Origin of the sequence: Nonomuraea sp. K271 (genome assembly GCF_009908215.1) — a bacterium.
Taxonomy (GTDB): domain Bacteria; phylum Actinomycetota; class Actinomycetes; order Streptosporangiales; family Streptosporangiaceae; genus Nonomuraea; species Nonomuraea longispora.
The window spans coordinates 1-20,734 of sequence record NZ_JAAAHR010000134.1 but is presented as its reverse complement, the minus strand read 5'-3'; the positions used below and the strand labels follow the sequence as shown (position 1 = coordinate 20,734).

Annotated in this window: 25 protein-coding genes and 1 pseudogene; 7 read left to right on the top strand and 19 right to left on the bottom strand. The window is 71.7% G+C overall.

Annotated features, from left to right (window positions below; translation table 11 throughout):
• Positions 1 to 11: 11 nt before the first annotated feature.
• The 7 genes from trpC to GUY59_RS34220 all read right to left on the bottom strand — a co-directional run bounded on the left by trpC (position 12) and on the right by GUY59_RS34220 (position 4,263).
• Positions 12 to 851, bottom strand: a complete 840-nt coding sequence (gene trpC / locus GUY59_RS34250) for an indole-3-glycerol phosphate synthase TrpC (RefSeq protein ID WP_138204937.1) — start codon at positions 849 to 851, stop codon at positions 12 to 14.
• A gap of 118 nt (positions 852 to 969) precedes the next feature.
• Positions 970 to 1,401 (bottom strand): DUF2752 domain-containing protein, encoded by a 432-nt coding sequence (locus GUY59_RS34245; RefSeq protein WP_138204935.1) that lies wholly within the window; start codon positions 1,399 to 1,401, stop codon positions 970 to 972.
• Positions 1,402 to 1,449: 48 nt separating this feature from the next.
• A complete protein-coding gene (locus tag GUY59_RS34240) occupies positions 1,450 to 2,076 on the bottom strand; it encodes a CD225/dispanin family protein (protein ID WP_138204933.1) in 627 nt (208 codons plus the stop codon).
• 155 nt (positions 2,077 to 2,231) lie between these two features.
• Positions 2,232 to 2,801, bottom strand: a complete 570-nt coding sequence (locus GUY59_RS34235) for a DUF4190 domain-containing protein (RefSeq protein ID WP_138204931.1) — start codon at positions 2,799 to 2,801, stop codon at positions 2,232 to 2,234.
• A gap of 111 nt (positions 2,802 to 2,912) precedes the next feature.
• Entirely contained in the window at positions 2,913 to 3,506 is a 594-nt protein-coding gene (locus GUY59_RS34230; protein ID WP_138204929.1) for a Trp biosynthesis-associated membrane protein, read from the bottom strand.
• Positions 3,507 to 3,514: 8 nt separating this feature from the next.
• Positions 3,515 to 3,862 (bottom strand): phosphoribosyl-AMP cyclohydrolase, encoded by a 348-nt coding sequence (hisI, locus tag GUY59_RS34225; protein ID WP_138204927.1) that lies wholly within the window; start codon positions 3,860 to 3,862, stop codon positions 3,515 to 3,517.
• Between the two features lie 50 nt (positions 3,863 to 3,912).
• The gene (locus tag GUY59_RS34220) at positions 3,913 to 4,263 is read right to left on the bottom strand and encodes an STAS domain-containing protein (protein ID WP_132339054.1); all 351 of its coding nucleotides are present in this window, start codon (positions 4,261 to 4,263) and stop codon (positions 3,913 to 3,915) included.
• A 229-nt stretch (positions 4,264 to 4,492) separates the two neighbouring features.
• Between GUY59_RS34220 and GUY59_RS34215 the strand changes: the two genes are divergently transcribed.
• Positions 4,493 to 4,885 carry an ATP-binding protein gene (locus GUY59_RS34215; RefSeq protein WP_138204925.1) on the top strand — a complete coding sequence of 131 codons (393 nt, stop codon included), beginning with the start codon at positions 4,493 to 4,495 and terminating at the stop codon, positions 4,883 to 4,885.
• Between the two features lie 26 nt (positions 4,886 to 4,911).
• Here the strand turns inward: GUY59_RS34215 and GUY59_RS34210 are convergent, their stop codons facing one another.
• Entirely contained in the window at positions 4,912 to 6,693 is a 1,782-nt protein-coding gene (locus GUY59_RS34210) for an ABC transporter ATP-binding protein (RefSeq protein ID WP_138204923.1), read from the bottom strand.
• Positions 6,690 to 8,522 (bottom strand): ABC transporter ATP-binding protein, encoded by a 1,833-nt coding sequence (locus GUY59_RS34205; RefSeq protein WP_171055518.1) that lies wholly within the window; start codon positions 8,520 to 8,522, stop codon positions 6,690 to 6,692. Before GUY59_RS34205 ends, GUY59_RS34210 begins: the two co-directional genes overlap by 4 nt.
• Positions 8,523 to 8,591: 69 nt before the next feature.
• Here GUY59_RS34205 and GUY59_RS34200 point away from each other — a divergent pair, with 69 nt between their 5' ends.
• The 3 genes from GUY59_RS34200 to GUY59_RS34195 all read left to right on the top strand — a co-directional run bounded on the left by GUY59_RS34200 (position 8,592) and on the right by GUY59_RS34195 (position 10,985).
• Positions 8,592 to 9,221: a TIGR03085 family metal-binding protein gene (locus GUY59_RS34200; RefSeq protein ID WP_138204921.1), complete on the top strand. Its 630-nt coding sequence runs from the start codon at positions 8,592 to 8,594 to the stop codon at positions 9,219 to 9,221.
• 176 nt (positions 9,222 to 9,397) lie between these two features.
• Positions 9,398 to 9,562, top strand: a complete 165-nt coding sequence (locus GUY59_RS47820) for a hypothetical protein (RefSeq protein WP_165959967.1) — start codon at positions 9,398 to 9,400, stop codon at positions 9,560 to 9,562.
• A 61-nt stretch (positions 9,563 to 9,623) separates the two neighbouring features.
• Positions 9,624 to 10,985 carry a glutamine synthetase family protein gene (locus tag GUY59_RS34195; protein WP_138204919.1) on the top strand — a complete coding sequence of 454 codons (1,362 nt, stop codon included), beginning with the start codon at positions 9,624 to 9,626 and terminating at the stop codon, positions 10,983 to 10,985.
• A 5-nt stretch (positions 10,986 to 10,990) separates the two neighbouring features.
• Here GUY59_RS34195 and hisF read toward each other — a convergent pair whose 3' ends face one another.
• From hisF to hisD, 9 genes are read right to left on the bottom strand one after another with little or no spacing between them, the layout of a single operon-like run.
• On the bottom strand, positions 10,991 to 11,752 hold the full coding sequence (hisF, locus tag GUY59_RS34190) for an imidazole glycerol phosphate synthase subunit HisF (protein WP_138204917.1): 762 nt from the start codon (positions 11,750 to 11,752) through the stop codon (positions 10,991 to 10,993).
• On the bottom strand, positions 11,749 to 12,159 hold the full coding sequence (locus GUY59_RS34185) for a Rid family hydrolase (RefSeq protein WP_132339068.1): 411 nt from the start codon (positions 12,157 to 12,159) through the stop codon (positions 11,749 to 11,751). The genes hisF and GUY59_RS34185 overlap by 4 nt, the downstream gene beginning before the upstream one ends.
• Before the next feature lie 19 nt (positions 12,160 to 12,178).
• Positions 12,179 to 12,901: a bifunctional 1-(5-phosphoribosyl)-5-((5-phosphoribosylamino)methylideneamino)imidazole-4-carboxamide isomerase/phosphoribosylanthranilate isomerase PriA gene (gene priA, locus GUY59_RS34180; protein WP_138204915.1), complete on the bottom strand. Its 723-nt coding sequence runs from the start codon at positions 12,899 to 12,901 to the stop codon at positions 12,179 to 12,181.
• Complete coding sequence (locus GUY59_RS34175; RefSeq protein ID WP_132339072.1) at positions 12,901 to 13,230, bottom strand: hypothetical protein; 330 nt, start codon at positions 13,228 to 13,230, stop codon at positions 12,901 to 12,903. The genes priA and GUY59_RS34175 overlap by 1 nt, the downstream gene beginning before the upstream one ends.
• Before the next feature lie 25 nt (positions 13,231 to 13,255).
• A complete protein-coding gene (hisH, locus tag GUY59_RS34170) occupies positions 13,256 to 13,888 on the bottom strand; it encodes an imidazole glycerol phosphate synthase subunit HisH (protein ID WP_138204913.1) in 633 nt (210 codons plus the stop codon).
• Positions 13,885 to 14,040 carry a hypothetical protein gene (locus GUY59_RS47815; RefSeq protein WP_165959968.1) on the bottom strand — a complete coding sequence of 52 codons (156 nt, stop codon included), beginning with the start codon at positions 14,038 to 14,040 and terminating at the stop codon, positions 13,885 to 13,887. The genes hisH and GUY59_RS47815 overlap by 4 nt, the downstream gene beginning before the upstream one ends.
• Entirely contained in the window at positions 14,037 to 14,630 is a 594-nt protein-coding gene (gene hisB / locus GUY59_RS34165; protein WP_138204911.1) for an imidazoleglycerol-phosphate dehydratase HisB, read from the bottom strand. Before hisB ends, GUY59_RS47815 begins: the two co-directional genes overlap by 4 nt.
• Entirely contained in the window at positions 14,627 to 15,697 is a 1,071-nt protein-coding gene (locus tag GUY59_RS34160) for a histidinol-phosphate transaminase (protein WP_138204909.1), read from the bottom strand. The genes hisB and GUY59_RS34160 overlap by 4 nt, the downstream gene beginning before the upstream one ends.
• Positions 15,694 to 17,010, bottom strand: coding sequence for a histidinol dehydrogenase (gene hisD, locus GUY59_RS34155; RefSeq protein WP_138204907.1), 1,317 nt, complete (start codon positions 17,008 to 17,010; stop codon positions 15,694 to 15,696). The genes GUY59_RS34160 and hisD overlap by 4 nt, the downstream gene beginning before the upstream one ends.
• A gap of 395 nt (positions 17,011 to 17,405) precedes the next feature.
• Here hisD and GUY59_RS34150 point away from each other — a divergent pair, with 395 nt between their 5' ends.
• The 3 genes from GUY59_RS34150 (at position 17,406) to GUY59_RS34140 (ending at position 20,288) form a co-directional block, all read left to right on the top strand.
• Entirely contained in the window at positions 17,406 to 17,600 is a 195-nt protein-coding gene (locus GUY59_RS34150; RefSeq protein ID WP_132339080.1) for a hypothetical protein, read from the top strand.
• A 48-nt stretch (positions 17,601 to 17,648) separates the two neighbouring features.
• Positions 17,649 to 18,653, top strand: coding sequence for a non-homologous end-joining DNA ligase (gene ligD, locus GUY59_RS34145; protein ID WP_138204905.1), 1,005 nt, complete (start codon positions 17,649 to 17,651; stop codon positions 18,651 to 18,653).
• 90 nt (positions 18,654 to 18,743) lie between these two features.
• A complete protein-coding gene (locus GUY59_RS34140; RefSeq protein ID WP_161714838.1) occupies positions 18,744 to 20,288 on the top strand; it encodes a trypsin-like serine peptidase in 1,545 nt (514 codons plus the stop codon).
• A gap of 14 nt (positions 20,289 to 20,302) precedes the next feature.
• On the opposite strand, the pseudogene GUY59_RS34135 reads toward GUY59_RS34140, so the two are convergent.
• Positions 20,303 to 20,734 (bottom strand): annotated as a pseudogene (locus tag GUY59_RS34135) (MFS transporter); the annotation flags it as partial.

Sequence of the window (20,734 nt, the reverse complement as noted above, 5' to 3'; positions counted from 1 at the left end):
GTGTGCCACTGCTATCCCTCTGCTGAGTGGTCGGGGCGCGTCGACGGATGGGCGCCGGCCGTCACCAGCGCCTCCACGGCCTTGCGCGGGTCCTTGCCGGTGACCAGGCTCTCCCCCACCAGGACGGCGTCGGCACCGCCTCTGGCGTAGGCCAGCAGGTCGTGCGGGCCGCGCACACCCGACTCGGCGATTTTGATCACATTATCGGGGGTCTTCGGCGCCAGCTTCGCGAAGACGTCGCGATCGACCTCGAGTGTCTTCAGATTGCGGGCGTTGATCCCGATGACCCGGGCCCCCGCGGCGACCGCTCGTTCGAGCTCCTCCTCGGTGTGCACCTCGACCAGCGGGGTGAGCCCGATCGACTCGGCCCGCTCGATCAGTGACACCAGGGCCTCCTGCTCCAGGCAGACGACCATCAGCAGCGCCAGGTCGGCGCCGTGGGCCCTGGCCTCCCAGAGCTGGTAGGAGGTGAGGATGAAGTCCTTGCGCAGGATCGGGATGTCGACCCGGGAACGGACCGCGGCCAGGTCTTCCAGGCTGCCCCCGAACTTGCGGCGCTCGGTCAGCACGCTGATGACGTGGGCGCCGCCCGCTTCGTAGTCGGAGGCCAGCGCGGCGGGGTCGGCGATCGCGGCGAGCGCGCCCTTGGACGGGCTGGATCGCTTGACCTCGGCGATCACCGAGATCCTGTCGCCTCCGAGCGCGGCCATCGCGTCCCTGGGCGGCTGGGCCCGCTCGGCTCGCTGCTTGAGCTCGTCCATGGACACGGTCTGCTGGCGTGCGGCGAGGTCGGCGCGCACCCCGTCGAGGATGCCGTCGAGGACACTCGGCCCTTCCGTCCGCTCACTCACGCGCTTGGAGTCCCTCCGGTCGACAGTGGGGGTGGCGGGGAGTTCGCCTCGCGTACGCTCTCCGCCTTGTCCTGCGATGGTATCGGCCCCCACGGGGTCACCTCACCACCGGCCCTGCCTAGGGGGCGAGGAACGCGCCGACAGGCAGATTACGGACCACCCAGTAGACCATGACGATCGCGATGAACGCCCACAGCCACGCCGGATGCGCCAGCGTCGTCCGCCTGGGCCGGCCCTGCCAGGCGCGCAGCACCCATCGCCCCCACCAGAACAGCAGGAACGGGATCATGGCCACGGCGAGCGGATTGAGCCCCAGCGCGGCGACCGGGTCGAGATGCGCGAGGGCGTGCATGGTGCGCATCGTGCCGCAGCCAGGGCAGTAGAGGCCGGTCAGCCACAGGAACGGGCACGTCGGATAGTGGCCGGGCTCGTTGGGGTCGACCACGCCGACGACCGCGAACGCGGCGCCCACGCCCGCGGCAACACCGAGCGGCGCGAGCAGGCGCCTGACGCGATCCGTGCCACGCCGCTCGGTTGTTGCGATGCCCATGCCTTCAGTATCCGCCTTCCAGCGTCCGCTGCCCGCCGTCGCGCCGGCTCAGTACGTCGAGTACGAGTACGTGGACACGCTCGCGGCCAGAACGAAGAAGATCACGATGTACGCGATGATGCCGATGACGATGCTGATGGCGCCGAAGATCAGGCTGCGCTTCCACCAGGTCTTGGCCTCGTCTGCGGCCTGCATCGCGCCCTGATAGTCGCCGACCTGCCACTTCGAGTTGACCTGCGACGACTTGACGAGCGCCACGATGCCGAGCGGCAGGCAGCAGAACAGGGTCGTGAGGATGGCCGGGACGAGCTGGTTGTCGGGCGGGTTGCCGCCGCCGTAGCCGCCGCCGGGAGGCTGGCCGTAACCGCCGTCGCCGTAGCCGCCACCACCGGGCGGCTGCTGACCGTAGCCGCCGTAACCACCGCCGCTCGGCGGCTGCTGGCCGTAACCGCCGCCCCCGCTCGGCGGCTGCTGGCCATAACCACCGCCGTAGCCACCACCGCCGCTGGGCGGCTGCTGGCCGTAACCGCCGCCCCCGCTCGGGGGCTGCTGGCCGTAGCCACCGCCACTCGGGGGCTGCTGGCCGTAGCCACCACCACTCGGGGGCTGCTGGCCATAGCCGCCTCCGGGAGGCTGGGCGCCGTAGCCGCCGTCGCCCTGGTTTCCGTAACTCATGCTAATGACCCCTCATGTCGTCATCTTCGGATCCAGTTCGCGCGGCAGCCTAGCGAGAAACCATCTCCTACGTGGATCAACGTCGATTTCGCGGACAATTCGTAATCGGACCGCAAGCACGCCGTCACGGTCCGGCTACACGAGCCGCGTACCGCCTACTGGTAGTCCACCGTGCTGCCGGCGGTACTGGCGATCCCGATAAAGGAAAGGAGCATACCGCCGAATATGAGCCAGCACATGAGCCAGATCACGACCGTGATGTAGGACGTGATGAGGCCGCCGATGGCCATGCCCGAGCCCTCCTCGCCGGTGCGCTTGATCCGGTTGAGCGCGACATGGCCGAGGATGACGCCGGGGATGCTGGTGAGGCCGCAGAAGACCAGGCCGATGATGCCGAGGACGAGTGAGGCCACCGCCATCCCGTTGGTGGACCTGGGCTGCTGGTAGCCGTAGCCCTGCTGCGGGTAGCCGCCGTAGCTCGGGGGCTGCTGACCGTAACCACCGCCGTAGCTCGGCGGCTGCTGACCATAGGCGTATGGCTGGTCTCCGTAGCTCGGCGGCTGCTGCCCGTAGCCGCCGCTCCCGGAGGGCGGCTGCTGGCCGTAGCCTCCGCCGCTCGGCGGCTGCTGACCGTAGCCGGCCCCGCCGGGGGGCTGCTGGCCGTAGCCGCCCCCTGGAGGCTGTGCGCCGTATCCGCCGCTACCGCCCTGATCCCCGTAGCTCATGAGCCGGCTCCCTCGATGTCCGTAGCGAGTTGCAACGGCAGCTTATTGAGGAAACGTTTGCCCGGCGCCCGCAGGTCCACAACAGTGGGGGTTTCGTAACCGTCGCCCGGCTCAGCGGTGGCCGGTGGGGTGGTCGGTGGGGTCGTCGCCGCGGTCGAGCGCGTCCCAGAGCGCCCTGTCGTCACTCACCCGGGCCGAGGGCTCACCCGCCGCCCGGTCGTAGCGGGCCGACATGCCCGCCCACCGGCCGCCGCGCAGGACCGCCAGCACGCCCCCGGCCGTCACCAGTATCGCTCCGGCGGCCGTCACGGCGGGCCACAGCGGCGCGACCTCCCAGGACAGCCCGGCGGCGCCGGACAACACGTTCTGCTCGCGCAGGCGTTCGCTCACGGTGTCGCCCGACAGCGCCGCCCACGCCGCCACCGCGGCGCCGGCCCCGCACAGGGCGAGCAGCGCCCCGACGGCCCGGCGTCCTGCGCCCTTCGTGGCCAGCACCGCTACCACGCCGGCCAGCCCGGCCAACGCCACAGGGCTGAGCACGGGGCTCAGCTCGCCGCCGCTCGGCGCCTCCGTCGCGGCGCCGTCGCCCAGGACCGTCACCCACGCCTGGCCGGCGGCCCACAACACGAGCAGGCAGCCGAGGGCCGTCATGACCACCCAGCCCCACAGCTCCCCGCGCCTTGACGTCCGCGCCTCGGGCTCCATCCGCGCTCCTAGCTCGGCTCGAGCTCTAGCGGGCCGGCGTCGAAGCAGGTGCGATCGCCCGTGTGGCACGCCCCCTCGACCTGGTCGACCTTGACCAGGATGGTGTCGCCGTCGCAGTCGAGCGCCACGGACTTGACGACCTGGACGTGGCCGGAGGTCTCGCCCTTGACCCAGAGCCGCGCGCGGCTGCGCGACCAGTAGGTGGCCCTGCCGGTGGTGAGCGTCCGATGCAGCGCCTCGTCGTTCATCCAGGCCAGCATGAGCACCTCGCCGGTGTCGTACTGCTGGGCGATCGCGGGGACCAGGCCGTCGGGGTTGCGCTTCAACCGCGCGGCGATCGTGGCGTCAAGGGACATGCACCCCATTCAACCAGCCGGCGCCGCCGCCCCCGCCACCGGCGCGAGCCTCAGGTCAGGGCTTGGGGGAGGGTGTCGTAGATGGAGAACAGCGGCGCCAGGTTGGTCCTGCGCAGCCGCCGGAGCACCTGCCCCGGAGGCGCCACCAGAGCCATCGTGCCGTCCCTGTCGCGCAGGGCGGCGAGCACGCGCACCAGCACGCCGAGCCCTGTCGTGTCGATGAAACTCAGCCCGGTCATATCGACGACCAGCCGCGGACCGTGATCCGCCACAGCCTCGTCGAGGCATTTCCTGACCTCGGAGACGTTGTCGACGTCGACCTCCCCCGTCAGGCTCACCACCACGAGGTCTCCGTGTCGGCGTCGCGTCATCTCCAGCACATCCGCGCCCATGCTCCTCATGACCCCTCCCGTGGGCGGCCCCGCCGAAAAGGTACACCTGTCCGCGCCGCGTCACGGTGGGTTTTACCGAGAATGCGGTACGTAATGGCGCTGAGCGGAGTACTTTCGGGTTCCCGAGCGTCCTGTGGGAGGACCGCCGTGGTGTACGTCGTCAGCTCCGTTCCCCGAGCAGCGCCCGAGCACGCTCGGCACGATCCGGCCGGGTTCGCCGCGGTCCGGCGGGTGCGCGATGGATAGCCGGATCCTCCGCCTCAGCTTCGCGCGGGGGCACATCACGGAGCTGCGCAGGACCGTGACGGAGCACGCCGCCGGCGAGGGGCTGGCGGGCGGGTGCCTGGAGGACTTCGTGCTGGCGGTCAACGAGGTCTCCACCAACGCGGTGCTGCACGGCGGAGGCCACGGGCGGTTACGGGTGTGGCCGGGGGACGGGCGCCTGTGGTGCGAGGTCTCCGACGACGGCCCGGGGCTGCCGCCCGGATGGCTGGGCGACACGCGGCCGCCCAGGGGGATGGGCTTCGGCGGGCGGGGGCTGTGGCTGACGCGCATGGTGTGCGAGCACGTCCTGATCGTGTCGGGGCCGCGCGGCACGACCGTGACGTTCGCCTCCCCCGTGGGACGGTGATCAGGCGGCGGTGGCCACCGCCCCGGTCACGAGTGGGCCGCTGAGATCCACGAGTTGTGCAGGTCGGCGTACACGCCAGGCCGGCCCACCAGCTCCGAGTGGTGACCGCGCTGCACCAACCGGCCCCCGTCGAAGACCAGCACCTCGTCGGCGTTCTCCGCCGTGGACAGGCGGTGCGCGATCGAGATGGCGGTGCGGCCGCGGGTGACGCCCTCCAGGGCCCGCGCCAGCCGTACCTCGGTGGCCGGGTCGACCGCCGAGGTGGCCTCGTCCAGCAGCAGCAGGTCGGGGTCGGCGAGGTAGGCGCGGGCCAGGGCGACGAGCTGGCGCTCGCCCGCCGACAGCGACTCGCCGCGCTGGCCGACGGCCGTGTCCAGGCCCGCGGGCAGCCCGTCGAGCCAGTCGGTCAGGCCCAGCTCTGTCATCGCGAGCCGGATCTCGCCGGTCGTGGCGGACGGCTTGCCGTAGCGGATGTTCTCCTCCAGCGTCCCGTCGAACAGGAAGCCGTCCTGGGGGACCATGACGATGCGTTCGCGCAGTGAGGAGAAGCGGATGCGGCGCAGGTCGTGGCCGTCCACGGTGACGCGGCCCGCTCCCGGGTCCATGAGACGCGTCAGGAGCTTGGCGAACGTGGTCTTGCCCGACCCGGTCTCCCCCACGACGGCGACGCGCGAGCGCGGCGGGATCTCCAGGGTGACCTCACGCAGCACGGGCACGCCTCCCGGGTAGGAGAAGTGCACGTCCTCGAAGGCGACCGAGATGGGGCCACGGGGCAGTTCCACGCCCCTGTCCCCGGGGTCGGCCACGTCCGGCGGGGTGTCGATGACGCCGAGCACGCGCCGCCAGCCCGCGACGGCGTTCTGGGCCTCGTTCAGCACCTCGGTGGCGGTCTGGAGCGGCGAGACGAACAGGGTGATCAGGAACAGGAACGCCACCAGCTCGCCCTGCGAGATGTCACCCGACAACCCGAGCCGCACCCCCATCAGCACGATGCCGGCGATGGCGACGGCGGCCACGATCTCGGTGAGCGGGAACACGAAGCCGACGATGGTCTGCGCCCTGGTCTGAGCGAGCCTGTTGGCGTCGACCGCCTGGTCGATGCGCTCGGCCGTACGGCGCTCGGAGGCGTACGCCCTGATGACGGTGGCGCCGACGACGGACTCGCTGATCGCGGCCAGCATGTCGCCGGTGCGCTCGCGCACGGTCGTGTACGCCCGCGACAACAACTTCTGGAAACGCGGCAGCGCGATCATCAGGGGGATGAAGCACAACCAGACGAGCAGCGTGAGCTGCCAGGAGTAGACGAACATCAGCACGGTGGCCACGAACAGCTGGCCGAACGCCACGATGATCATCAGCCCGCCCCACTGCATGAACGTGCTGATCTGGTCGATGTCGTTGGTGACGCGCGAGACCAGGGCGCCGCGGCGCTCGGTGTTCTGGGTGAGCACGGACAGGTCGTGCACGTGCCGGAACCCGCGCACGCGCAAGGTGGCCAGTGACGACTCCGTCGCCTTGTAGAGGCGGACGTTCATGACATACCCGGCGGCGGCCGTGAGCAGCACCGCGCCCGCGCAGACCAGGATCGCCCTGGTGATGTAGGCGGTGTCGGGAGTGCCGGTCCTGAGGCCGGTGTCGATCGTCTGCTGGACGGCGATCGGTACGATGATCTTGCCGATGGTCGCGACGACGGCCAGCAGCAGCGTGACCACCAGCCCCTTGCGGAACTCCGGCGTGAGCGAGAGCCCCTGCCGGATGGTGGCCAGCGCGGACCGCTCGGAGTTGCCCCGGATGACCTCGGCCGTCATGCGCTGACCTCCTCTTCTTCTCCGGCCGGCACGTCGATGGCGGCGCGCTCGGCCTCCTCACGCTCGTAGGCGGTCACCAGGTTGCGGTAGCCGGCGCAGCGCCTGATCAGTTCGTCGTGCGGGCCGCGGTCGACGACCCGGCCGTGGTCGAGGTAGACGACCTCGTCGGCGAGGGCGATGGTCGCCATCCGGTAGGCGACGACCACGACGGTCGACGCCTCGGCGGCGTCCCGCAGCCCGTACAGGATCTTGGCCTCGACCTGCGGGTCCACGCTGGAGGTCGCGTCGTCGAGGATGAGCAGGCGCGGCCGGCGCACGACCGCGCGGGCGAGGGCGATGCGCTGGCGCTGGCCGCCGGACAGCGAGGTGCCGCGCTCGCCGACGCGCGTGTCGAGCCCGTCGGCCAGCCGCCCGACGAACCCGTCGGCCTGCGCCAGGCGCAGGGCGGCGCGCACGTCCTCGTCTCCGGCGTCGAGGCCGAGCGCGATGTTGCCGCGGACGGTGTCGTCGAAGAGGAACGTCTGCTGCGGGACCAGGGCGACCGACTCGGCGATGCGGCCGTGGGCGAGCTCCCGCACGTCCACGCCGTCGAGCAGCACCTGCCCCCTGCCGGGGTCGACGAGCCTGACGAGCAGCTGCACGAGGGTGGACTTGCCCGAGCCCGTGGGCCCGACGAGCGCGACAGTGCGCCCGGCGGGCACGTCGAAGGTCACCTCGTGCAGCACCTCGGCCTCGCCGTAGGAGTAGGACACGTCGCGCACCTCGAGCCGGGCGGGCGCCGACGAGGCCGGGGCGGCCTGCCCGTACTCCATGGAGCCGGTCGCGTCCAGCACGGCCTGCACCCGCCCCCAGCCGACGACGCTGCGCGGCAGCTCGGCCAGCACCCAGCCGAGCGCCCTGATCGGGAAGGCCAGCAGCGTGAAGAGGTAGGCGACCTCGACCAGGTCGCCGGGGTCGATCGAGCCGCCGGACAGCCGGGCCGAGCCGACGGCCAGCACCGCGAGCACGCCGATCGTGGGCAGGGCCTCCAGCATCGGGTCGAACAGCCCGCGCACGCGGCCGACCGCGATGTTGGCGTCACGCAGTTCGTGGGCGCGCCGCTGGAACCGTTCGGTCTCCAGGTCCTCCCTGCCGAGGGTCTTGACGACGAGCGCGCCGTCGAAGCTCTCGTGCGCGATCTCGCTGACCTCGGCGCGCAGTTGCTGCGCGCGGGTGGCGAGCGGGCTGAGCTTGCGCTGATAAACCAGGTTCAGTACGGCGATCGCCGGAAAAATCAGGAAACCGACGAGCGCCAGCACAAGATCCGTGAACACCATCGCGACCGCCGCCGTGACCAGCATGACGATCACGCCCACGGCCATCGGCAGCGGCGCCAGCGGCGCCCAGGCGGCCTCGGCGTCGGCGCCGGCGTTCGACAGCAGCTGCCCCGTCGGGTGCCGGTGGTGCCACGACAGCGGCAGCCGCAGGTACTGCTTGGTCACGTCCCTCCGCGACCTGGCCTGCATGCGGTACTGCAGGATGCCGGCCAGGATGCGCCGGCCCGCCACACCCAGGGCCTTGAGCAGTGCCGTGCCGAAGATCAGGAACGTTCCCGTCCACAACGCGCCCGCGACGGCGCGGCCCTCGCCGAAGGCGGGCAGCACGACGTTCTGGGTCGCCCACCCGAGGGCCCAGGCGGAGGCGACGGTCATGCCGCCGTAGACCGCGCTGGCCAGCACCGCCAGCGCGAACACCACCTTCTCTGCGCGAATGGCCACCCCAAGGACCCGCAGTCCTTGGCGCATCACGGCCGAGGTGACCTTGCTCGCCACTCGGTTGGGTCCTCTCATCACGGCATTTCTACGTATGTCACTATCACTCCTGATCATCTCGTTATTCCCGCGGGTAGGGTTGCTCGTGTGACTCACGCTCGTGGCGAACGCACCGCGCTCTGCGACCTGCTCGACCGGCTCGGCCCCGACGCGCCGACGTTGTGCGCGGGCTGGAGCACCTACGACCTGGCCGCACACCTGGTGCTGCGCGAGCGCAGGCCCGACGCGATGGGCGGCATCGCGCTCAAACCGCTCACCGGCTACACCACCTCCGTCCAGAACGCGCTCAAGGCCAAGCATCCCTATCCGGAGCTGGTCGCCAAAGTACGCCGGCCCGGCGGCGTGTTCGGGCTCGTGAAGGCCCTCGACGAGGCGGTCAACACGATCGAGTTCTTCGTCCACCACGAGGACGTCCGCCGCGCGCAGCCGTCGTGGGACCCACGCGACCTGCCCGCCGAGCTGGAAGAGCTCTTCTGGAAGCGGCTGTCGTCCGGCTCCCGGCTGATGCTGCGCCGGACCCCGGTGGGCGTGGTGCTGCACCGGCTGGGCGGCGGAGTGCTGCTGGCGGGCCCGCGCGGAGGTCCCAAGGTCGAGGTCACCGGCAGAGCCGGCGAGTTGCTGATGTTCTGCTTCGGACGTCAGGCGCACGCCAAGGTGGAGCTCACCGGCACGCCCGAGAACGTCGAACGGCTGCGCGGTGCCCCGCTCGGCATGTAGCCGGTCGCCGATGGCGCAAATCACGGCGCCATCGGCGCTCACGCCACATCTCTAGCCCTTACCATGGCAGAGGAAAGAAGCCCCCCGGTTAGGATCATGAACATCTTCATAGAAGATGCCAGTGATCGCCCAGATCCGGGTATATACGGCTGGGAATGGACTGCAGGAGGCCCCCCATGCAGGTCAAGAAGGTGATCACCTACGTGGCTGTCGCGTTCGTGGTCTTCTACCTGTTCACCCGGCCGGCCGAAGCCGCCGCCGCGGTCAACGGTGTGTTCGACGGAATTCTTCAGGGAGCCAATCAGTTGGCCACGTTCTTCTCCAGTGTTCTGACGCCCTGACCAACGGTCCTGTCCGCGTGAGGTGCTTCCAAGCGCTGCCGGATCGTGTTACGCAGGCAGGATGAGAGATCGCCCGAGCGGCACCACGATCCATCAGCTCGGCGCCACCGCGCGGCGCGTCCTCGAGCGAGCCGAGCTCGAGGGCATCGAGCTGATTCGTTTCCTGTACGCCGACCACGGAGGCGTGATCCGTGGCAAAGCGGCGTCCCGGTCACGGCTGGCCGAACGGCTCAACACCGGCATCGGGCACACAGTGGCCATGATGGCCATGAACATGCTCGACCAACTGCAGGACGTCGAGCACATGGGTCCGGTGGGCGAGGTACGCATCGTTCCCGACCCCGCGACCTACGTCACGTTGCCCCACGCGCCAGGTGCCGCGGCGATGTTGTCCGATCTGCGGCTGCCCGACGGCTCCCCGTGGGGCGCGTGCTCGCGGACCTTCCTCAAGGACGCCATCGCCGAACTGGCCGCCGACGGCTACACGCTGGTCGCCGCGTTCGAGCCGGAGTTCACGCTCGGCCGCCGCCTGCCCGACCCGTCCGGCGGCCCCGACCGGCTGGTGCCCCTCGACGACTCGCTCTGCTACGCGGGCACCGGCTTCGACACCGCCCACGACTACACGATCAAGCTCATCCGCGCCCTGGAGACGCAGGGCCTGCACGTCGAGCACTACCACCCGGAGCTCGGCCCCGGCCAGCAGGAACTGTCGGTCCACCACGCGCCGGCGCTGCGGGCCGCCGACAACCATGTCCTCTACCGCGAGACCGTGCGCGGCGTGGCCATGCGCATGCAGCTGTGGGCCTCGCTGGCCCCCAAACCGCTGGCCGACCAGGCCGGCAACGGCTCCCACCTGCACCTGTCGCTGTGGCGCGACGGCCGCAACGTCTTCGCCGGCGACGACGAGACGCGCGACGGCTTCATCGGCGGCCTGATCGCCCATCTGCCCGCCCTCACCGCGCTGACCTGCGGCAGCGTCAACAGCTTCCGGCGCCTGGCGCCCCGCATGTGGTCGAGCGCGTACGCCGTCTACGGCCCCGACAACCGCGAGGCCGCGGTCCGCGTCTGCTCCCCTCTCGGGGACACCGGTGAGCCCAACCTGGAGCTGAAGCCGTCCGACTCCTCCGCCAACCCGTACCTGTCGCTGGGAGCCGTCATCCACGCGGGCCTCGACGGCATCCGGCGCAACCTCGACCCGGGCGCGGCCGTGGACGTCGACCCCGACACGCAGCCGGGCCGCTTCCAGCGCCTGCCGTCGTCACTGGACGAGGCGCTCGACGCGCTGGAGAACGACGAGGTGCTCATGGAGGCGCTCGGGCCGTTGCGGCGCAGCGGGTACCTGGCCGTCAAACGGTCCGAGGCGGCCGCGTTCGCCGCCCAGGACGCCTCCTACGAGCTGTTCCACCACCTTCGGGTGTTCTGAGGACGCTAGCGGACCGGATGGCCCGCCATCCGGAGCGTCTCCTTGACCTCGGAGATCTTCAGCGTGCCGAAGTGGAACACGCTGGCGGCCAGCACCGCGTCGGCGCCCGCCGCCACCGCCGGAGGAAAGTCCTCAAGGCGGCCGGCACCGCCGCTGGCGATCACCGGCACGCGCACGACGGCCCGGACCGCGCGCAACATCTCCAGGTCGTAGCCGTCGAGCGTGCCGTCGCCGTCCATCGAGTTGAGCAGAATCTCGCCCACGCCGAGTTCCTCGCCGCGGGCGGCCCACTCCACCGCGTCGATGCCGGTGCCGCGGCGGCCGCCGTGCGTGGTCACCTCGAAGCCGCTCGGGGTGTCCGGCACGCGTCGCGCGTCGACGGACAGCACGACGCACTGGGCGCCGAACCGCCGGGACGCCTCGGTGAGCAGCTCGGGCCGGGCGATGGCCGCGGTGTTGAGCGACACCTTGTCGGCGCCGGCGCGCAGCAGCCGGTTGACGTCGTCGACCGTGCGCACGCCGCCGCCCACGGTGAGCGGGATGAACACCTGCTCGGCGGTCCTGCGCACCACGTCGAGCATGGTCTCGCGCTCGCCGGACGACGCGGTGATGTCGAGGAAGGTCAGCTCGTCGGCCCCCTCCTCGTCGTAGCGCCTGGCCAGCTCGACCGGGTCGCCCGCGTCGCGCAGGTTCTCGAAGTTGACGCCCTTGACGACGCGTCCGGCGTCCACGTCGAGACAGGGAATGACTCTTACCGCTACGGTCATGCTCGCAGTGCCTCGATTTCGATCTCGACCAGCATCCTAGGGTCGACCAGCCCGGCCACGCGCACCCCGGTGCAGGCGGGTCGCACGTCGCGGAAGACGTCGCGGATGGCGCGCCCGACGGGGTCGAAGTGGCGCTGCTCCACGACGTAATAGCGGACCATGACGACGTCGTCGCGGGTCAGGCCGCCGGTCGCGACGGCCGTCAGCGCGATGTCGATCGCGGTCAGTGCCTGCTCGTAGGCGTCGCCGAGGTGGCGCACCTCTCCTTCGACGGTGGCCGTGCACCCGGACACGATCACCCGGTCACCCGCGACGACGGCGCGGGCGTAACCATACCTTTCCTCCCACACACCTCCGGAGAACACCCTCCGTCCGGTGTTCTCCATGCCGATGCTGCTGACGCTCATCCCGCCCCCTCCCGGCGAACTACACGCGTACCGCGGCAAGCGCGTCTTCCAGCGTGAACGCGTGAGCGTAGAGGGCTCTGCCCACGATGGCACCCTCCAGTCCGTCGGGAACGAGCGAGGCGAGTGCGACCAGGTCAACGAGGCTGGACACGCCGCCGCTGGCCACCACAGGCCGGTCGGTGCGGGCGCAGATGCGGCGGTAGAGGTCGAGGTTGGGACCCTGGAGCATGCCGTCCTTGGTCACGTCGGTGACGACGTAGCGGGGGCAGCCGTCGGCCTCGAGCCGGTCGAGCACCTCCCACAGGTCGCCGGCGTCCTTGGTCCAGCCGCGGGCGGCCAGCGTGTCGCCGCGCACGTCGAGGCCCACGGCGATCCGGTCGCCGTGCTCGGCGATGACCTTCCGGCACCAGCCCGGGTTCTCCAGGGCGGCGGTGCCGATGTTGACCCGGCGGCAGCCGGTGGCCAGCGCGGCGGCCAGCGAGTCGTCGTCGCGGATGCCGCCGGACAACTCGACGTTCACGTCGAGCTTGCCGATGACCTCGGCGATCAGCTCGCGGTTGCCGCCCCTGCCGAACGCGGCGTCGAGGTCGACCAGGTGGATCCACTCGGCGCCGGCTTCCTGCCAGGCGAGCGCGGCGGCGAGAGGTTCGCCGTGGCGGGTCTCGGTGCCGGCTTCGCCCTGGGTCAGGCGTACGGCCTGGCCGCCGGCCACGTCGACGGCGGGCAACAGGAGCAGCGACATCAGATCCTCCGGTCGAAGGCGAGGGTCACGACAACGGGTGTGAGCAGCAGGGACAGGACGAGAACACCGAAGCTGAGCAGGAGCGAGCCCCAGACCAGCCAGACGAGCACCTGCACGAGCAGGAGCCCGAGCGCCACCACGGCGTTCTGGGCGCGGCGGCGGCGGGCGAGCAGGCCGCCCTGGCGAGCGGCCCGCGCCGGGCGCGGGAGCATACGCGACAGGAGGGCCCGGCGGCGGGCGCGGCGTGCCTGCCGCAGCTCGTTGGCCCTGATGGCGCGGGCCCGCTCGGCCTCACGCTCGGCCCTGCGCCGGGCGCGTTCCTTGCTCACCGGGCCTCCCGGCCGGTTCGCCCGCTCACAGGGTGCCGAGCCAGTTGCGCAGCAGGGTGGCGCCTGCGTCGCCGGACTTCTCCGGGTGGAACTGGGTGGCCATGAGCGGGCCGTTCTCCACGGCGGCCACGAACGGCACGCCGTGCTCGGCCCACGTGACGAGCGGGTCGGAGAAGCCGTCGCCCGCCCGCAGCTCCCAGTCGCGCACGCCGTAGGAGTGCACGAAGTAGAAGCGGGTGGCGGGGTCGAGCCCGGCGAACAGCACGCTGCCCGCGGGCGCCTTGACGGTGTTCCAGCCCATGTGGGGCAGCACGGGGGCGTCGAGCCGGCCGACCGTGCCCGGCCACTCGCCGCAGCCCTCGGTCTCGACACCGTGCTCCACCCCACGGGCGAACAGGATCTGCATGCCGACGCAGATGCCCAGCACCGGACGCCCCCCGGACAGGCGGCGGCCGATGATCTGCTCGCCGCGCACGTCCTTGAGACCCGTCATGCAGGCCTCGAACGCGCCGACGCCCGGCACGACGAGACCGTCGCACGACAGCGCGGCGTCGAAGTCGGACGTCACGCTCACGTCGGCGCCGGCCCGGGCCAGCGCCCGTTCGGCCGAGCGCAGGTTGCCCGACCCGTAGTCGAGCACCACCACGTTCTTGCTCACCACCACAGCACCCCCGCCGTGATCGCCATTGCCGCGCCCAGCGCGCAGATCGCCGCACCGAGCTTGAGCCCCTGTTTGGCCAGGGAGAACACCCCGCCGATGAGGAACAGCCCGATGAAGACCATCACCCCGGCGATGAGGTTGTCCGTCACAGGACGCCCTTGGTGCTGGGCACCCCCGTGGCGCGGGGGTCGGGCTCCGACGCCTCGCGCAGGGCCCTGGCCAGGGCCTTGAACTGGGACTCCACGATGTGGTGGGCGTTGCGCCCGTAGGGGACGTGGACGTGCAGGCAGACGGCCGCCTGGGCGACGAACGACTCCAGGATGTGGCGGGTCATCGTCGTGTCGTATTCGGGGCCGATCATCGGCGCCATGCCCTCGGGCTCGGAGTGCACGAGGTAGGGGCGGCCGGACAGGTCGACGGTGACCTGGGCCAGGGACTCGTCCAACGGACACGACGCGCTGCCGAACCGCCTGATGCCCGACTTGTCGCCCAACGCTTCGCGGAACGCCGCGCCCAGCGCCAGCGCGGTGTCCTCGATCGTGTGGTGCGAGTCGATGTGCAGATCGCCCTCGGTCTTGACCGTGAGGTCGAACAGGCCGTGCTTGCCCAGCTGGGCAAGCATGTGGTCGTAGAAGCCGACCCCGGTCGACACCTCGACCCGGCCGGTGCCGTCGAGGCCGACCTCCACCAGGACCGAGGTCTCCTTCGTAACGCGCTCGACGCGGCCGACGCGGCTCACAGCACTCCTTCCAGGGCGGCGCGGAACGCCGCCATCTCCTCGCCGGTGCCGATCGACACCCGCAGCCATTCTGGCGGGCCCACCTCGCGGATGAGCACCCCGCGCTCCAGCAGGCCCTCCCACACGGCGCGCCGGTCGGGAAACCGTCCGAACAACACGAAGTTCGCGTCGGAGTCGGCCACCCGCAGGCCCTTGGAGCGCAGCCACGCCACCGTGTCGTCGCGCTCGCGCCGAAGCGCGTCGACGGTGCCCAGCAACTCGGCGTGGTGCCGCAGCGCCACGCGCGCCGCCGTCTGGGTGAGCGTCGACAAATGGTACGGCAGGCGCACCAGCAGCAGCGCCTGCACCACGGCCGGATGCGCGGCGAGGTAGCCGAGCCGGGTGCCGGCCATGGCGAACGCCTTGGACATCGTCCTGGTGACGATCAGCCGCGGATGGTCGGACAGCAGGGTGAGCGCCGACGGGGTGCCCTCACGGGCGAACTCCGCGTAGGCCTCGTCGACCACGACCACGCCCGGCGCGGCGGCCAGGACCGCCTCGATCGTGGCCAGCGGCTGGGCGGTGCCGGTCGGGTTGTTGGGCGAGGCCAGGAACACGATGTCGGGCCGGTGCTCCTCGATCGCGGCCACGGCCTTGCCCGGGTCGATCGAGAAGTCGGCCTCGCGGCCGGCCTGGATCCACTCGGTGCTGGTGCCGCTGGTGATGATCGGGTGCATCGAGTAGGAGGGCTCGAACCCGATGGCGGTGCGGCCGTGGCCACCGAACGCCTGAAGGATCTGCTGGAGCACCTCGTTGGAGCCGTTGGCGGCCCACACCTGCTCGGTGGCCAGGCCGTGGCCGAGATAGGCGGCCAGGTCGGCGCGCAGGGCGGTGGCGTCCCTGTCGGGGTAGCGGTTGAGCTCGCCCGCCTGGGCCCGCACCGCCTCGGCCAGGTCGTCGACCAGGCGGGGCGAGGGCGGGTAGGGGTTCTCGTTGGTGTTGAGCCGCACCGGGACGTCGATCTGGGGCGCGCCGTAGGGCGTCTTGCCCCTCAGGTCGTCGCGGATGGGCAGGTCGTCGAGGTTCACTCGGTCTCCGTGGGCACTCGCCAGTCGAAACGGGCGCGGATCGCGGCACCGTGTGCGGGCAGGTCTTCGGCGTCGGCCAGGGCCGACACGTGGGCCGCCGCTCCCGCGAGCGCCTCGCGGGAATAGTCGACGACGTGGACGCCGCGCAGGAACGACTGCACCGACAGGCCGCCGGAGTGACAGGCGCAGCCGCCCGTCGGCAGCACGTGGTTGGACCCGGCGAGGTAGTCGCCGAGCGAGACGGGCGCGTAGGTGCCCACGAAGATCGCCCCGGCGTTCCTGACGCGGGCGGCGACGGCCGCGGCGTCTGCGGTGTGGATCTCCAGGTGCTCGGCGGCGTAGGCGTCGACGACCTTGAGGCCGTCGTCTACGGAGCTCACCAGCACGATGCCCGATTGCCTGCCGCTCAGCGCCTCGGTGATGCGCTCGGAATGCCGGGTCGCGGAGACCTGGCCCGGCAGCTCCTTCTCGACCGCGTCGGCCAGCTCGGCGCTGGTGGTGACCAGCACTGCGGCGGCGATCGTGTCGTGCTCGGCCTGGCTGATCAGGTCGGCGGCGACGTGGACCGGGTCGGCCGTCTCGTCGGCGAGGATGGCGATCTCGGTGGGGCCGGCCTCGGAGTCGATGCCGATGCGGCCCTTGAGCAGCCGCTTGGCCGCCACCACGTAGATGTTGCCGGGACCGGTGACCATCGTGGCCGCCGGGCAGTCCTCGGTGCCGTAGGCGAACATGGCCACCGCCTGGGCCCCGCCCGCGGAGTGCACCTCGTCGACGCCGAGCAGCGCGCACGCGGCCAGGATCGTGGGGTGCGGCAGCCCGCCGTGCTCCTTCTGCGCCGGGCTGGTCACGGCCAGCGAGCCGACGCCGGCCTCCTGGGCGGGCACGACGTTCATCACCACGCTGGACGGATAGACCGCCCGGCCGCCCGGGACGTAGAGGCCCACGCGCTCGACCGGCACCCACCGCTCGGTCACCGTGCCGCCGGGCACGACCTGGGTGGTGACGTCGGCGCGCCGCTGGTCGCGGTGGACGAGCCTGGCCCGCCTGATCGACTCCTCCAGCGCCGCCCTGACCCTGGGGTCGAGCTCGCGCAGCGCCCGCTCGAGCGCCTCGGCGGGAACGCGGGTGGTGGCGATCTCGACACCGTCGAACCTGGCGGTCAGCTCCCGTACGGCTGCCGCCCCACGATGGCGCACGTCCTCACAGATGGGCCGCACCTTCTCCAGGGCGGCCTCGACGTCGATCTCGGCGCGGGGCAGCACGTCGCGCAGGTCCGCGGGAAGCGAACCGCGCATGTCGATACGGGAAATCACCATCACAGTTTACGGAGTCCGGGCGGCGGATCCTCATCCGTCCACCATGCGGACCATGCGGGCGCGCAATACGACGGCCGCGGGGGCGGCGCTCGCCGAAGCCGCGCCCGCGGCCGCCGTCACCCCGGACCGGGCCTGCCGGGGCGGGAGCCGTGGCCGTCACGGGGGCACGGCCACGGCCGGGAAAAGCCGAAGGTGCCTACTGACTGCCCGCGCCGCACACTCGTTAACGCGCCATGCCCGGATATCTCATGACAACAAAAAATTTTAGTTACGGAGCTTTACGCCGTCCGTGTGTCGCGGTGCCGGAGGGCACGCGCGTGAGCCGGCCGCCCGCCGCGCACGTTTCCCCATATCGCTTGTCCCGTATGTCCGATTCCCCTACCCTCTCCGGCATGGGACAGTGGCACGGCCCCGGCGGCATCCTCGTCGAGGCGATCATCCTCGATGATCGCCCGCTGTTGCGCGTCTCCCATCAGGTGAACGGCAGAAGCTACCTGCGCGGCTACTGCACCACCGTCGCCGAGCTCGGCGAGCACGGCGTCGACCTCGCCGACCTCGTCGAGAAGACGCCCCTTGACCATCTGTAAACCCATGCCGGTCACTGACGGCCGGACGGACGGGGTACGGCAAGCACCATGGTCCGGCTGCCTGCCTACAGGCCGATGCTGGCCCAGCTCGGCACCCTGACCGCCGTCCAGGGCGCGGACTGGGCCGTCGAGATGAAGTGGGACGGCGTACGCGCGCTCGCCTACGTCGAGGACGGCGCCGTACGCCTGATGTCGCGCAACGCCAAGGACATCACCCCCGCCTACCCCGAACTGCAGCTCATGGGAGGCGCCACCGGCGGGCGCCCGGCCGTCATCGACGGGGAGATCGTCGCCTTCGACGAGGCGGGACGGCCCAGCTTCGAGGCGCTGCAACCCCGGATGCACCAGCGCAATCCCCGGATCGTGGCCGAGCTGACCAGGTCGGTGCCGGTGACGTTCATGGCGTTCGACATCCTGCACCTCGGCGACGACGCCGTCATCGCGCGGCCGTACATCGAGCGCAGGGACCTGCTGGAGAGCACGCTCACGCCCGGATACCGGTGGCAGGTGCCCGTCTGGTTCGCCGACCACGCCGAGCAGGCGGTCGACTCCTCCCGCCGCCTCGGCCTCGAAGGGGTCGTGTGCAAGCGGATGAGCTCGCCGTACCGGCCGGGCCGGCGCAACTCCGAATGGACGAAGGTCAAGAACGTCAGCGCCACCGAGGTCGTGATCTGCGGGTGGAAACCGGGAGGCGGGCGGCGTACCGGCACGATCGGCTCGCTGCTGCTCGGCGCGTACGACCAGCGCGGGCGGCTGCGGTACGTGGGCCACGTCGGCACCGGGTTCACCGAGGCCATGCTGCGCGATCTGCGCGACCGCCTGGCGCCGCTGGAGCGGCCCGGCCCGCCGTTCGACGAGCCGGTGCCGCGTGAGGACGCCCGCGACGCGCGCTGGGTCGAGCCGCGTATGGTCGGCGAGGTGCAGTACGCCGAGGTCACCGGCGACGGCAGGCTGCGCCACCCGTCCTGGCGCGGCCTGCGCCCCGACCGCGAGCCGTCGGAGGCCCGCACGACCGGGATCGCCCCGCCGGGCACGGACGCCGCCGCGGGCTGAACGGACGACACCCGAACCCATAAGCTACAATTTGTTTACAAATGATGACTTAGAGTGATCTGAGGTATCGACGTGTCCGGGAGGGACGCTGTGCCGAAGACACTGGTCATCGTGGTGGCCACGCTGGCGTGGCTGTCCCTCGCACCGGCCACGCCCGCCGTCCACACAGTCATCCATTCCGGCACCCATCCCGGCACCCATTCCGGCACCCATCCCGGCACCCATCCCGGCACCCACTCCGGCACCCACCCCGGGCCGCCCGTCCAGAGCCAGGCACACTCCGGCGCCGCGTCGTCGCCGCTCATGCGCCCAGGACACGCCGTACGCTACTGGACCCCCGCGCGGCAGGCCGCCGCCGCGAACCCGCCGGAGACCGTGGCCGCCCCCAGGCGGGGCACGGCGGACGTCGCGGGCACACGGCGGCACAGCGTCCCCGCCTCCAAGCGCCTCACCCCGGGCAGCGACGCCAACGGATACGCCCGCGTACGGCGGCCGTACACACGCGCCGCAGACAGCCGGATCACCGGCAGGCTCTTCTTCGTCAACTCCGGCGGGCAGGGCGACTCCTGCAGCGCCTCCGTCGTCCGCTCCGCCGCGCACACGCTCGTCGTCACCGCCGCCCACTGCGTCTACAGCGTCCCGGCGGGCGCGGCGGCCGGCCGCTGGCACCAACGCTTCGCGTTCGTCCCCGCCTACGACGGGCGGGCGGACACCGTCGGCGAACGCGAACCGTACGGGCGGTGGGGCGGCCGGCGGGCGTGGAAACCCGACGGCTACACCGGCCTGACCGGCGGCGACTGGAACTCCGTCTACGACATCGCCCTCATCGAGGTCGGCCCGCGCAAGCGCACCCTCCAGAAGACCGTCGGCGCCTTCACCCCGATGCGCAGCCAGGGCGGCAGGCACACCGTCGTCACCAGGGGCTACCCGGGGGTGCCCGGCCGGCAGCCGTACGACGGGCGGGACCAGCTCTGGTGCCTCGGCCGCACCCGGCCGGCCACCGGCGTGGTGCTCGGCGCCACCCTCCCCGCCGCCCTGCTTGCCGGGCGGTCCGGCACGGCGCTGCGGCCGGGCCGGCTGGAGACGCACAACTGCCACCTGCACAAGGGCCACAGCGGCGGGCCGTGGCTCATCCAGGGCACCCGGGACCTGGTCGGGGTGCTGTCGGCGGGCAAGGAGGACGGCTACGCCGCGGGCAACGCCGTCGCCAACGCGCTCAACGCGGAAGGCTACGGCGCCATCATCCGCCAGGCCGACCCGAGCGGCGTGTACGACGCCCTGTCCATCACGCTCAAAAGGCCCAGGAAGCCGGTCAAGCGCGGCGCCACCGCCACCGTCACGGCCACCGTCCGCCTGCGCGGCCTGATGGCCGCAGCCCACGTGCCCGTCACGCTCACCCTGCCGCCCGGCACGACCCTCACCGCGACCAGCGGCGGCTGCGTACACGAACCCGCCAAGGCCGCCTGCACGATCCCCGCCGTCCACCCGCGCCGGCCAGTGCGCCTCACCGCCACGATCGCCGTCGCCCGGGACGCACGGGCGCCCCTGCGCGTCGTCGCGCACGTCGCCTCCTCCGCCCTCGACCCCTCCCAGGCCGACAACACCAGCGCCGTCCGGCTCAGAACCCGCCCCTGAGCCGGGCTGCGGGGTCAGCCGGCGGGTTCGGGGACGGGTTCCTTCAGCGTCCGCGCCAGCAACCAGGCCAGAACGGGGAACACGACCAGGCACGCCAGCGCCACCCTCAGCGTCGCCGCCTCCGCCACCGCGCCCACCAGCGGGCTCGCCAGCCCGCCGACGCTCACCGCCAGCCCCAGGGTCACGCCACTGGCCGTCCCCACCCGGCCGGGCAGGAAGTCCTGCCCCAGCGTCACGTGCAGCGAGAACGGGGCGTACAGGGCGATCGACGAAGCGGCGACGAAGGCGTACGCGACAGGGCCGGGAACGAGCACCACGCCGGCGACGGCGGGGATCGCCAGCAGGTAGGCCAGCCGCATCGTGCGCACCCGGCCCCAGCGGGCCGCCAGCCGGCCGCCCAGCACCGTTCCCACCGCCCCGCCGGCGAACAACACGAACAACGCCAC